Raw genomic sequence first — 12,836 nt, forward strand, 5'->3', positions numbered from 1 at the left:
CTAATATACTTCTTTTAAAATGGCGATCGTGCAATCGGTAGGGTTCGGAGAGTGCTTGAAGAAGTTGACGGGAGTGTTGATTTTGAAAAACTTGTATACTTCTGTCCACGTTCCGGCTGTTGGATCATCTGGGTCTTTTGGCTCTTCTGTATCTACTACAAGCTCGTCCTTGTTGATGAGATTGTGGTCCGTGATGGCTACGACACTGTCGAGGTAGCTGCGGTATCCTTCGAACTGGTGTACAAGATAAATGGGGGAAGCGTGATATTTTTTCGTCCATTTGGAGCTTTGGAATCCATTTGCTTCGAGTACCATTTTGGACAGTTCGGGAGGGATGGTGCCTACCCCCTGGTATTTCGGAAGTTGGGTAATGAAAGCAGCATAATAGGCTTGGAAGTAGACGGAGCTGCGCGTTTGCAGCATCGAGAAGGAGTACATGCCGTTGGACGTATAGCGTCCCCAGCCAGAATAGGCGGGATTGGTGTCTTGTTTGATGTCAGATGGCAGGAAGCCCGTTTTTTCTTTGGTCAAATCCCCCATGCCGACTGTGATCCCAAAATTGCCTTTGTGATCGTACTCGGCGAACGGGATTGTCTTCCCGATATAGGCAAAGCTGCTGTAGTAAGCATCCATATCTGGAGAAGGGTCGCCTACAATGACAATGGCTACGCGATCATTGCTGACGGAGAGATTGTATTCGACCCAATAATCAGGTCGGCGCTTTTTGTTCGGGACCCAGGAGACGACAGAATCGGCACCGTAGAAAAAGTGGGAGCCAGGGCTTTTGATCTCGACTTTTTCGTCATAGTCGACTGCCCATGCCTCGTGGGGAGGAATGTATTTGTCCGTATCAGTCGGATCATTCCATTTGTTATATTGCAGTTCCGCTTGTTTTTGATCGATCACGACCGGGACTTTGCCGGGGAGAACAGTGCTTACGTCGCAAGCAAGCAGATACGTATCGACGGAGTTTCCACTTGGATTTTTGCCAGAGAAGCCTTTGCCGTAGTAGAGATCAATATAGTTGTATTGGCCTGTTGGGTGCTTCAGCATGACGAAGTAGTCATACGGGGATTCATCTGGAGGAACGTCTGGAACGGCTTTTAATACGACAGTCCGATCATAGAAATGGACGGGATTGGCGACATATTGGACCATGTTGAATTTGTAGAGAGGGGGGGTTACATAGGTGGTGTAACCTCCTGAATAGTAGACTGTCCACTTCGATTTCAGCAGAAGATCGTTCCAATCTGATGGAAGCTCCGTAACAATTTGATATTCGTTCCACTCTGTTCCCGGTGTAAAAGTAACCCCATCCAGCTCGTATTTTCCTTGCTGGACCACATAGCATTTCTTGCCTATAGGATTGTTTTCATCAGGTTCATCGATGTTGACCACCAACAGGCCTGGAATCAATAAGGTTGCTTCGCTCCCATCTGCCTGTGTGTAGGTAAATTGCTGAACCTGAATTTTTTTGCCTGTCCGCACATTGCTGGAACCACTTGTCTCATAAATGTAACCTTCTTCATCAACCAGTAGTTTTCCAGAGTTTTCCGCATTGAGATTGCGCAAATCAGGCAACTTGTAAACCGGATATGTCTTCCCGTCAGTGTGCTTGTAGGTCCCTTGTGTATTTCCAACCGTAGTCTTCTTATACGTTACCCACTTGTCTTCATTTACTTCGAACACTTTTTCCCAGCGGTTGGTGGTGTCCGGGATTTGCGCGTTGACGATCTCATCAGCCAGCTTGTTGATAAGCATATCGGCTGTGGTCTCGCCTTCAATCCAGGCAACTTGTTTACTCGGCATGGATACGCCTCCTTTACAGTTTCTTGCGCAAAAATTTTACATTGTACCAGACTTTTTTTTCCGTGCCTGAGATGTTGTGAAAGTCAAAGCGGACGATGGCATTCGGCTTCAGCGGGTACACGATTCCAAAGCTGTTTCCCATGGAGACGGATTCCGGGAGCTCTTTTGTGTAAATCGTTTCGCAGACTTTGACCCCGTCCAGGCTTAACTCCCAATAATCGCCCACGCAGTAGTTGTTGGTAGCAAAAGCCACAGATAAAAACTCGGTTGGATAAGGGAGGGTATAGGTATCGGAGAAGACCTGCTTGGATGCAGTGACGTCCAGCATGCGTCCGCGAATGAATGGTTCTGTGAATTTGGAGAAATGGGGGTAGGGAAGCTCTCGCACCTTGTCGAGCACGCCGCCTCCCGAATATACAACGGAAAAGCCCACTTACTCTCACCTCTCTTTCTCTACACGTAGGACATCGGTTCCTGTTAAGAGGCCCCTTGTATCATAGAGTAGACGGATCATGTAGGAACCTACCACTTTTCCATCGGAGGCATACCCGGCAACTGTAATGCTCGTCAGGCGCCAGAGAGAGTAGTACTCCCAGTCAGGATGCTGTTGGTCGACTTCAAGGGGAAACGTAGACGTGTTTGTAGATCCGTATGTGAGGGAAATATCCAGCATATAGCCCGACTCATAGAACATTTTCGCGCCTGTGACTTTCTCTGGATCAAGCGGGTGATCGCGAATAAGCCGGACAGAAGGTTCCTCGGCAAAAGGGTCGGCAGGGCTCATGGTTGTCCGCTGAACTTCATCCCTGATTAAGTCGAGAATGGGATAGATTAGGTAATCATTTGCTATGCCAGCCACTACAGCAGCGCCCCCTCGTTGTTGCTCCAGAATAAGTCGAGAATTTGCAAATAGCCATTTTCCACATCAAACATGGTGCGGATTCCTTTGATCGTATAAATTTCGCGAGTGGTGGTGTTGGAGTCGATAATGTATATGCGGTCAAGGACATCAAGCGCCGGGTTGCCAGGAATGGAAATTTGCAGCGTGCGGCACAGGCGCTTGAGGTCAAAGAAAATTCGCTGGGCGGCCAGTCGCTTTTGCTCCTCGGTTTTTGCAAAAGGAACTTCTTTGACGCCGGTACGAATCTCTCCCTTGAGCTCCATTAAAATTTCGGTGTCGACAAAATGGCCGGAGTTTCCGTTTTCGTCTCGAATAACGAGGTGACTCCTGCCGCGGGAGAAATCAATGGTTTTGTGGATAGTGATTAAATTTTCATGTTCCGTATAGGTAGCGACCACCGGGCGATTCATATCGATCTCTTCCAGACGATAGGTTCCGTAACGATCGCAATAGGAGCGGAAGTTGGTATCTTTCATGACCTCAGCTATTGCTTCGCTGACCTTGTACTTATACGACTCAAAGATGCGTCCAGGCGGCTCGACAAATGGATTCTTCCAGCCTTTTGGCGTTAAAATGGATTCCGCCTCAACTTCCATGAATTCGCCTTCTTTATCAGGCACGGCCTTATAGACTTTTCCTGTCGCCTGCATAGCGTGCGTATAACTCGTCTCTTGAATAATGGCATAAGGGTAGTAAATGTCTTGCGGATTACTGCGCCAGCCGTACATTCCGGCGTGAGCAATCAGGTCCTGAACGATTGCCGATTTTAGATATGCGCCTTGTGAAGGAGAGGTTGTCGGAGGGGGAGATTGGGTATCCTCCCATTCAGGTATGGAGTCAAACTCGGTGCTGGAGCGAAACTGCTGATAAATTTGCCAGACGCTGTTATACCAGTTTGGATCGGATGCCCATTGGTAGGCGCCTTTATCGCCGCCTTGCCAGAAGTATTTGACATCGTCAACGGAAGAGAAGCGCCAGCCTCTGCTAGCCATCGCTTCCCGATAGCGTACAGCTCCACGATACAACTGTCGTTCGATCCCTTGGTATTGCGGGTCGCATTTTTGGTTGTCGTAGCAGCCGTAGCCGAGAATAAAATCGCCAGGGGGAAGACCTTGTCCCACTGTACCCATTTTTGTCTCATGCTGGGCAATGGCCAGCAGAAATTTATAATCCAGCTCAGGCCCTTGCTGTTTGCATTGCTTTTTGGCTATCGAAATGATCTTGTCACGTCGGGACATGGCAGAGAACTGATTCGTATCGTGGGCTTCGGCATGCCCGATATTGGGCGGATATTGTTTAGTCTCTGTCAAAGTTTTATTCAATATCTTTTTGTACATATCCCGGCAGTAAATGGTCATGGTCGCCTCTTCGCCATTCATATCAATCTTGTCGATTAAGCCGGTGAACACGCGCATCAGGTTGAGACCATATCCCATATAGATGCGTACAGGCGTATTTTCGGAGAGGACACCGACGTGGAACCCGTTCACAAAATAAGACCAAGGAGTCTCCTGATACGATTCCGGGAAGTAGAACGGATTGTAATCAGGGCTGTAATACCCGCCAGGATTGGAGATGGTGATGCGAGCTTCCCGTGAATCCATTTCAAACTGATCGTCAATTTCGATATAGCTGACATTATCCAGAGTAAGGGTGTCCATATAAACAAATTTACCGACCTGCAGAGAGACTTTTTGTGGCTGGCCGGGCATGATGACGCTCGTGATTTCACGTTCCTCAAAAAACTCCCGGCGCACGGTCGGGTCCATTTTGTCCTGATTCCCGTATAAATCGGGACGACCCTGCAATTCCTGGATTTGAATATATTGCAAGGAAAAGCGGTTCACCTGTTTACCATTCCAGAACAGTTCAATTCTGATTTCCATCTCGCCATTGGGAAAAGGAATATCTCGAATCTCAACTTTTTCGGTACTAGTGAACTTGTTTACTTTGATTTGCAGTTTTCCGTTGAAAAAGACCCGAAGCTCACCTGCCCCATCCCCAAAGTCAGTGGCAAAGCCTATGCTGAAAATGGCAGGATGAACAGATGTCAATTTGAGGTTGAAGCCGGTTGTGACTGTTGGGGAAGGAAAAACCGCAGGATGTCCTTTTGGATCGAAGGTAAAGACAAGGTTGCTGTTTTCGGTAGAACTGCGTTCGATCATGGATATTTTTTTGGTCAATTCGTCAATTTTGTAGAGAGACTTGGTATACCACGCTCGATCAGTAAAACGTTCGTGGAAAAGCGTTGCTCCTGGTGTACCGACAAAAGTGGAATCGGTCACTACGCCCTTGCCTGAGTTTGTGGACGCAGCGAACATTTGTTTAGTCCCTTTCATGTAAGGCAGCGGGTCGAGCACCGTTTTATCTTTCCAGACTTCAAAGTGCAGATGGGCTCCCTTTCCTTTGGAGCGCGGAGAGTTCGGATCGTCGTAAGTGCCCATGGAGGTAACGCCGGCTGAACGGACATCCCCCGTATTTCCACTTTTCCCGATGACGGTACCCTGGGTGACGTACTCGCCTGGTTTGACGAATATTTCGCTCATGTGGGCATAGCGGGTCCAAATGCCGTCATCATGTTGAATTTCCACATAATAGCCGTAGCTAGTATATTTTTCTGTCATCGCTACTTTTCTGACCTTGCCGGCCCAAGCAGCTTTAATTCCGGTACCTACAGGGCACCCGATGTCGATTCCTTTATGGTTGCGGTTGTCTCCCATGTAAGCCGTAATATCTTTGAGACCTTTCCCATCCACCGGAAAGACAAAGGCAATGGCTGACGGGACGGTACTGCTGTCGTCTGCATCGGGTTCAATGAAGCTTCGCGTCAATGTTTTCTCAGAACGTGGGTCGCTTTTGATAAAATCGATCTCTTCAGTACGTCCTGGGACGAAAACAAGCCGATCAATTTCAACGCGGCATGCAGGCTTTGCCAACTCTCCTAGTTTGAGCCGCTCTGCGAGTATTTTGCTTAACTCCTTGGACATGACTGCCATCTTAACACCTCCTATTTAAAACGTTCCAGCGACCATTTTCGAAAGCGATTCAAAAAAGTAACGGCTTGAGCTCGTGTAAGCAGCGTGTAGGGCATGAACCATCTTTCTTTGTCCTCGGCGGTGGAGGAGGACACTTCGTACATATGATTGACGACTGCTGCTCCATCGACGAAGTTGTTGATCTCGATCCCTTCAATCAGATAGTCCCCATTTTCAAAACGCTCGTCTTCCATGGAAAGGACGGAAGGAGCCCACCACGATGGCGTATTTCCGGTTAGTCCTCCCTGCAAAGGGATTTTTTCTCCCGTGCTGCTGTTGTACATGTACTTCTCACGGCCCACATCTTCAAACCGGGTACTGACTTCCTTTCTGTAAAAGAAATGGACTTCTCTACCCGCTTCTATAGGATCGTTGAACAGTACCGTGTGGTCGTCAAACTCTTGATAATTTGCTTGATCGATCTCGTTCCCATCAATATGGACAGAGAGCATCTGCTTTCCGGCAGGATACGTTCCGTTCAAGCGGAACACGCGTTGCCCCTCATAGGCAGTATAGGTTTCATCCAACTGATGAGTAGGCGGTTGGGAATCGGTAAAGCGTTGGTAAAAAGAGCGCCGCAATCTGTCAATGAGTACAAAAGCTTCTGCACGATTAATGTAAGCGTTCGGAAAAAAACGATCATTTCTCCATACGCCAGGACTTTTTACAGAAAAATAGCCACCGCGCATGAAGAGTGTTCCATTTTCATAGCTGTTGTAGATGAAGCGTACCTGTACGCCGTTCAGGTTGTAAGGGAGGTAAATAGTAGCCCCAGGGGCAGGGCTGACTATATAAACGTCCTGTTTCAGACCGATGTATTTGCGGGCGAGCTCCTGGCCGGATGCCGATTGCCATTCCTCTTCAGGAACATCGATTCGATGCAGAGCTCGGCCATATGCGTACAAGTATTCGTTGAATTGACGGCTGAACGGATTGTAGTAATAGGTGTCTCCGTGGTCCAGGCGTTTGTTGGGATAGGCAAAGGAGGATGAATTGGGGGGAATCGGCTTGCCGAAGCGGTCCAGAGCAGGTTTTCCCAGACTGGAAAAGGCGACAACCGAACCGGCGGGAGGAGCGTAATACAGTTCAATGTCTGTCTTGTTGGGATCGTTTGGATTGACGCGGATCTCTTTGTACAAGGTTTGCGTCCCGTCGACGAAAACAAAGAGCGGATTGTCTGCGCTCGGAGTAATTTTGCCTTGGACGGTAAATACTTTTTGTCCAGCGGCACCATTCTGCTCCTCGTACAAATAAGGGGCGTTGCTTTCAAAGGAGCCGTAAGCAATGCCCTGAATGAACGGCTCGCCGTCCCCCATCAGGTAGTTGCTCGCTTCCATTACCTCGTTATAAAACCAGTCTTTTTCACTGACATCAGCCCAACTTATCATTTTTATCACCTCATATATAGAATAGACAGAAAAAAGGAATAGCCGTGGCTATTCCCGAATCATTCGCTCCACCAGTCGTCGCGTCCGATTTAAAAAGGTAATAAATTCTGCTCGGGTGACGAAATCGTTTGGGCGGAAATAGATCACGGGTTTCCCATCGCGTGTAATCACGGTAATGAGTCCGAGATCGGCCATTTCTTCGATATTTTTTTGTGCCCAATGGCCGTCTATATCCTGGAACCGGAAGCGGGACTTATGTCCAAGGGTATCTTTTTTGATGAGAATAAGGTTGATTGTTGCGGTGTAGCGGCGTCCACCTTCAACGACTCTAGGCTTGATAGACTCTGCACTTCCCAAAAAAATGCTGCCCTTTTCATCGTAAAATTTGTGAGTCCAGCCGGCGTAGCTCAAGTAGTCGTTATAAGCATTCTTGTCAGGAAACAGCAAAGTTAGCGTGCATTGGTAGCTGCTGAAACCAGAATGGTGGATATGCGAGGGAGCGTTAATGATCTTGATCTCGCGCAATGAAGGCTGGGGACTGGGAGGAGAATAGGGCTCGATTAGGCGAGCGTTTACTTCGATGAATTCAAACCCGTTATCGAGAAACAGCTTTTTCTTGTAACGCTGATTGGCTGAGCCAAAAACATATTGTTGTGACATGGAGTACCTCCTTACAATCTCGTGTAACTCGCGGCAATTCCGGACCGAACTTGTTGGCTCAATTCGGTGGACAGCTTCATTTGTGTCTGACGAATGGCTTCGCTTACAGTGGAACCAAGACGTTGAAGGTCTGCCTCGCTTCCGCTCATCTTGTCAATGGTGATGTTCACATTCCCCCCGTGATACGTGAAGTCGTAAGTGCTATGCGTCGCATTGGCAGCACGCATGTCCCAGTAAGTAAGTGGCCGCAAGCCATCAGGCATGTTGAAGGTACCTTTTGCAGAGGATTGCGTGGCAAGCTTAATGGCGACAAGGTTGTCGTACCTGGCTTTTTCCAGCAGCGCCAGATTGTTTTTAATAAATCTTTCCAAGTCGTCCCCTTTATATTTGGACAGAAAACCTTCCATCTGAGCTTCGGTCGAGGCAATCAGATTGTTTTTCTTGAGCAACAGATCTTCGTTCAGCTTGCGGAACACTTCGGAGGTGGGAGGATGTCCAGCCAGAATGGCTTTGTTCTTTTCAATGGATGCAGCCGTGTCGATATTTTGCAGACCAAGGCTTAGCTCGCTCATGGCCTTCTCAATTTCTCTCGCTTGATTGGTCCGCTGCGCAACCAGGATATTTTGTTTGCTGGCTTCTGCTTCTGCGATACTTGCCGTAACGAACTGGTAGGCATCGCTATCTTTATTCACAATGTGAGACTGCCGCTCTTTCAAAAAGGAAATCAATTCATCAAGGGCAGCTGCGTTTTTCGTGAAGTAGTTGTGCTGCAAGTTTCTCATGGCTTGGGAATCTTCACGTTCCCCGCGAAGTAGCAAAGCAGCTCGTTCTTTTTGGAAGTCAGCTTCGATAGTAGACTGGGTAAGTCCCCATTTGGACTGGGCATAAGCAACGATTTCCTGGCCGTGACTGAGCGACTTGATCTCTTTCCAGTCGGTGATGGGTGTATTGTTCAGCTTGTAGCCGTCTCCATCAATATCGATCAGAGAGGAATACTTCTCTTTTTCCTCGATTTTTTTGTTGTTCGCTCTAATTTTTTCAATCTCGACTTCATCGTTTCGTTTGTTAATTTGCAGCGTTTCGTTTAACTTCGCTTTGAGCTGGTCGCCATCGTAGTTGTAGGCATCTTCAAATGCGTTGAGATAGTCTGTAAAGGAAGGGGTGGTTCCCCCTAAAAGGTTGATTACACCATCCTGTATTGCATTCAATGCAAGACCAGCATACATTGCCTCTTTCAAACCGTGCGGTAGCTTGTCAGCCAGCATAATATCTGACGCAAGGGCGGACTGGTTTTCCGCGATTTTGCTCTTTCTTTCGGATTCTGTCATAAACAAAGGGTCCCAAAGCTCGCTTTTTAAATCCATCAGCATCATGGCAGCACCTACATACGGAACAGTTTTGGCCATATGCTTTAAGCTTCGTGTGGCTTGCTTAAGCTTTCTTTTCGTGAAGGGGAGATTGTTTTCGGCGTCTTGTTCTTCTTGTGTGAGTGAGGGGGCTTCGGGCTTTTTGGCGTTTTTAATGCCATCCTTGATGTGCTCTACCAAGCCTTTTGGTTTGCTGTTAGAAGAACCGCTGCTGTCGCTGGTGTTTGCAGCATATCTCTCCAAAACGCCGCGTTTTGCACTCGGATAAATGTCATCGACGAGCAGGGGAACAAAGGAGGCGAGCATGCCAGCGCCGGTCGATAAGCTGCCAGAGCTGCCAAATGCTGCGGTATTTGAGGCTGACGGATAAGCTCCATAGGGGGAGTTCGGTACAAGCATCGACAGTGTTTGTGTCAAACGTTGCAAGGCTTCAGACGTCCGATGGAGCTGGTGCTCCTGTTTTTGCAACTCAGTGGTCATGGTTGTTACTTGATCGTTTGCTTTATCTGAGGTTTGGGCGAGAGAGTCGAGGCGCTTATCAAGAGCAGAGAGAGGAGGAAGAACTGCCGCAATACTAGTCTGCAAGCCTGCCCATACACGTTGGTTTAGCCTGATTCTGCTAGTAAGCAGGCTGGCTTGGCGCTCGATAGCACGCATTTGTGCTTTGAGCTGGTTCAATTGGGCAAGCAGCTTCTTTTCTTCCTCGATTAGAGCCTGCAATAATGTAGAATCAAGTGGTGCCGTTTTTTTCGCTTTTTTCTGTTCAAGTCTATTTTGGATCAGACGACTACGAGCTGTACTGTAAGAGGAAAGGTTTTGCATCTGCCAGGAATGAAGAGAGAGCGTTTCCTGGATAAACGGTGAAGCGGTTTGGTCAACTAGCTGTGCATAGCGTTGCTGTTGCCTCTGATTGCTTCCCGTACGAATACTATGCAGAGCTTTCGCAAAAGCGGTGCTGCCGCCATAAGTTTCCCTGGCTGTTTTCAACATCGAGAGTGTAAGAGCAGTCTGAGCGGATTGTTTTTGCAAACGATTTAACAAGCTTGTCAAAATGGGAGTGAAATTGCCGGATTGGTTCTTGAGAAGCTCGTAAGCCTCAAGCGAAGCTGCTTGCCAGACCGCTTGGATATGGCTGTTGGCAGGGATGGATACGGACAACAAGTCTTTTTTTAGTTCTTTCTGGAAAAGGTCACGCAAGTTAAGCTCATTTTTGCGCAAAAGTGGTTCGTGCGCTTGGACATGACCATGGGGGGCGTTTGTGACGCTACGATCTTGAGAACCGTCTTTAAACGGTAGTGAGCTTTTTTCCAGGGCAGGCGGCGCCCAGTTCGGAACGGTAAGCAGAAACATTCGCTCTGCTTTTTTGAGCATAATGTCAAAAGCTTTGGCAGTTCGCCAATTTTCAGCGTACATAGAGGCAAGCATGGTATGGAGTGAGCTGCTCATGGCCTTTTGCAAGACGTTGATAGCTGAGGCTTCCCACGCTGCCTGATTTACGGTCGAGCTGGCATAGACTTTATCAGACCGACGCACAGGAGTGGAGAGAGAGGGAACAAAGCTGTAAGGAGTAATCCGTGCTCCTGCACTTGCATACTGCAAAGGTGCAGGAAGAGAGGGAAAATCGCCAGCAGCATATGTGTTGCGGCTGCCTGAGATGCTGGATGGTTTCGATTGAATGTCGTCGATGACGCGACGCAGTGCAAGAATTTGCTGATTGAGCACTTGCAGATATTGCAGAGCCTGAGTGGTGCGCTGATTTTGCAAAATAGAAACCGATTGACGAGGAGAGTCTCCCGGTGCAAAAAGAGAGCGGAGTGCGTCTGTCAAGCGCTGGGTGTCGTTTGGCATCAAGAATCACCTTCCTCAAAAGAAAAATCCCGTCTGGTCTTAGAATAGACCGAAACGGGTCACAGACCACCTAGTATTTTGCCAAGCATGGCTACATCATCTTCAGAAATTTCCTGGTAGTCTTGCGAGGCATACGTCTCAGTAGAAGAACTGGCATGCGGGACTCCTTGGGCTCGCCGGAACGGCAGGGCCATGCGTGTCTCTACTTCGAATTGAATGTACTTGTTAATTCGCTTCATGAGTTCTGCTACTTGGGGAAGGGTGTACTCCCAAATATCCCATTTTTTCAATCCGCAGTCTTTGTGCAGATGGAAAAAAATATCGCCCCAGTCCAGTGGCTCACCAGATTCCATATCTCGGATCGCGGAACTGTCACCCTGGCCACTTTCTACTTTTTTAGGCCATTTAGGCCAATGAGGATCTCGATCAGTTTTTTTGCCGTGTCCACATCGCAATGTTCATCCAAATACTCGCGTGTTACCTCTGGATAGTTGCGGAAGCCGAGAAGCAAGATTGAAAACAAATCGTCAGCTTTGTTCTCATAGGGGAGAAAATTCAGGATGATGGCATCAATGTGGATCGTCCCCAACTTGTTCATGAGGATCCGCGCATCCTTCAAGCTGACGGGCGGGATTCGATAAGTTTTGCCATCGCGGAGCATAATTTGGGCATCATCTTCAAAGAAAATGCGCTCGACGGTTTCAGCTTCTGCTTGTTTCTTCCTGAGTTCAACTGCTTCTTTGTTCATTTGCTCGGCGTGTCTTTTTTCCAGCTCTTCTTTTCCAGTAAGCATGGAACAGCACCTCCTGGTCGAATAATTGTTTTGGCTTACCTGTTTGAGTAAAATATACCCACTTGATGTATAAAGAGGGCGGCGCTATAGTTCAGGTTGAGTTATGCGAGGACAAGCAAGGAAAGAGTGAAGAGCAATAAGCTCCTCACCCAAACCAGATGTAGTCAGATGCGGGGGAAATTAAACTTTTTTGCTGGAAGTAAACCGTTTCACGCTTCCCAGCTTGCCGTCTGCGCGCTCAGGATCGATAACCGACAGCGAGAGTGCCGAGGTACTTGCTGTCGCACGGGCGGCATCAATGCTAAAGCTTCCTTTGGCGATGCAAGAGTACAGTTCGGTTTCGATTCCGGCATAGGTGCCATCTTTTTGGAGGAAGGAACCGTGGTGGACGACATGCACAGGGAAAGGAACCTCATCTACCAAAATATCGACTACGTCGACCAACTCGATACGCTGATAGTTGAAGACCATCTCTTCATTTTGGAGGCTTGGGGAGAAAATAAGACGGGTTTTCGTTTCACCGCCTTCTGTGAATGTATCAACCATGAACTCATCGTCTTGAGGGGCGGTTGAGGTGCTCAGAGGAACCTGTTTCAAAAGACGATTGGTATTTTTTTGACGAACATGGAAGTTACCGCCGTTGTAAAGTGTGCCGCCAAATTCAACTTCGCAAATAGCAGCGTCATTGCCACCAGAAGCACTTCGGTTCAGGCTGCCAGGGATTGCTGTCTTTTGCTCTCCCAGTACATGTACGTAATCGTTCTTTTGTTCCTGCATGTTGGAGCCCATCATGAGTTGCAAGGCAGCCAGGTCGAATTTGGCGTCGGTCGCTGTAATATCGATGCTCTTGGATTTTACGAGGGTATCAATGGCGAACAAGCCATCGCCGCCAAAAATATCCTCCATCTCAACGTTCAAGCTGATTTTAAGGTCTTGCATGTTTCCAAGGGTAATGACTTCGACGCCTTTACCATCTTTGGAAGCGCGTTTGGCGAGAAATTGCCCGACGCCTTTGATAATCATTTTTTTGGACAT

Annotated in this window: 10 protein-coding genes; all 10 read right to left on the bottom strand. The window is 48.0% G+C overall.

From position 1 onward, the window contains the following. Entirely contained in the window at positions 1 to 1,809 is a 1,809-nt protein-coding gene (locus AAFJ72_RS03140) for a hypothetical protein (RefSeq protein WP_432776012.1), read from the bottom strand. A gap of 13 nt (positions 1,810 to 1,822) precedes the next feature. Then, the gene (locus AAFJ72_RS03145; protein WP_432776013.1) at positions 1,823 to 2,242 is read right to left on the bottom strand and encodes a hypothetical protein; all 420 of its coding nucleotides are present in this window, start codon (positions 2,240 to 2,242) and stop codon (positions 1,823 to 1,825) included. A gap of 6 nt (positions 2,243 to 2,248) precedes the next feature. Next, entirely contained in the window at positions 2,249 to 2,668 is a 420-nt protein-coding gene (locus AAFJ72_RS03150; RefSeq protein WP_432776014.1) for a hypothetical protein, read from the bottom strand. Next, positions 2,668 to 5,706: a M23 family metallopeptidase gene (locus AAFJ72_RS03155; RefSeq protein WP_432776015.1), complete on the bottom strand. Its 3,039-nt coding sequence runs from the start codon at positions 5,704 to 5,706 to the stop codon at positions 2,668 to 2,670. Before AAFJ72_RS03155 ends, AAFJ72_RS03150 begins: the two co-directional genes overlap by 1 nt. A gap of 11 nt (positions 5,707 to 5,717) precedes the next feature. Then, complete coding sequence (locus AAFJ72_RS03160) at positions 5,718 to 7,133, bottom strand: hypothetical protein (protein WP_432776016.1); 1,416 nt, start codon at positions 7,131 to 7,133, stop codon at positions 5,718 to 5,720. A 48-nt stretch (positions 7,134 to 7,181) separates the two neighbouring features. Then, positions 7,182 to 7,793 (bottom strand): S-layer homology domain-containing protein, encoded by a 612-nt coding sequence (locus AAFJ72_RS03165; protein WP_432776017.1) that lies wholly within the window; start codon positions 7,791 to 7,793, stop codon positions 7,182 to 7,184. An 11-nt stretch (positions 7,794 to 7,804) separates the two neighbouring features. Then, complete coding sequence (locus AAFJ72_RS03170) at positions 7,805 to 11,008, bottom strand: hypothetical protein (RefSeq protein WP_432777138.1); 3,204 nt, start codon at positions 11,006 to 11,008, stop codon at positions 7,805 to 7,807. Between the two features lie 59 nt (positions 11,009 to 11,067). Beyond that, on the bottom strand, positions 11,068 to 11,361 hold the full coding sequence (locus AAFJ72_RS03175) for a hypothetical protein (RefSeq protein WP_432776018.1): 294 nt from the start codon (positions 11,359 to 11,361) through the stop codon (positions 11,068 to 11,070). Between the two features lie 35 nt (positions 11,362 to 11,396). Next, a complete protein-coding gene (locus AAFJ72_RS03180) occupies positions 11,397 to 11,801 on the bottom strand; it encodes a hypothetical protein (protein ID WP_432776019.1) in 405 nt (134 codons plus the stop codon). A 180-nt stretch (positions 11,802 to 11,981) separates the two neighbouring features. Next, the gene (locus AAFJ72_RS03185; protein ID WP_432776020.1) at positions 11,982 to 12,836 is read right to left on the bottom strand and encodes a hypothetical protein; all 855 of its coding nucleotides are present in this window, start codon (positions 12,834 to 12,836) and stop codon (positions 11,982 to 11,984) included.

The organism is Brevibacillus gelatini, from assembly GCF_050920745.1.
Classification (GTDB): Bacteria; Bacillota; Bacilli; order Brevibacillales; family Brevibacillaceae; genus Brevibacillus; species Brevibacillus gelatini.

Bases quoted from the DNA above. Each gene is read 5' to 3' on its own strand.
- AAFJ72_RS03140 (WP_432776012.1), bottom strand. From the start codon at position 1,809: ATGCCGAGTAAACAAGTTGCCTGGATTGAAGGCGAGACCACAGCCGAT.
- AAFJ72_RS03155 (WP_432776015.1), bottom strand. From the start codon at position 5,706: ATGGCAGTCATGTCCAAGGAGTTAAGCAAAATACTCGCAGAGCGGCTC.
- AAFJ72_RS03160 (WP_432776016.1), bottom strand. From the start codon at position 7,133: ATGATAAGTTGGGCTGATGTCAGTGAAAAAGACTGGTTTTATAACGAG.
- AAFJ72_RS03165 (WP_432776017.1), bottom strand. From the start codon at position 7,793: ATGTCACAACAATATGTTTTTGGCTCAGCCAATCAGCGTTACAAGAAA.
- AAFJ72_RS03170 (WP_432777138.1), bottom strand. From the start codon at position 11,008: ATGCCAAACGACACCCAGCGCTTGACAGACGCACTCCGCTCTCTTTTT.
- AAFJ72_RS03175 (WP_432776018.1), bottom strand. From the start codon at position 11,361: ATGGAATCTGGTGAGCCACTGGACTGGGGCGATATTTTTTTCCATCTG.
- AAFJ72_RS03180 (WP_432776019.1), bottom strand. From the start codon at position 11,801: ATGCTTACTGGAAAAGAAGAGCTGGAAAAAAGACACGCCGAGCAAATG.
- AAFJ72_RS03185 (WP_432776020.1), bottom strand. From the start codon at position 12,836: ATGTCCAAAAAAATGATTATCAAAGGCGTCGGGCAATTTCTCGCCAAA.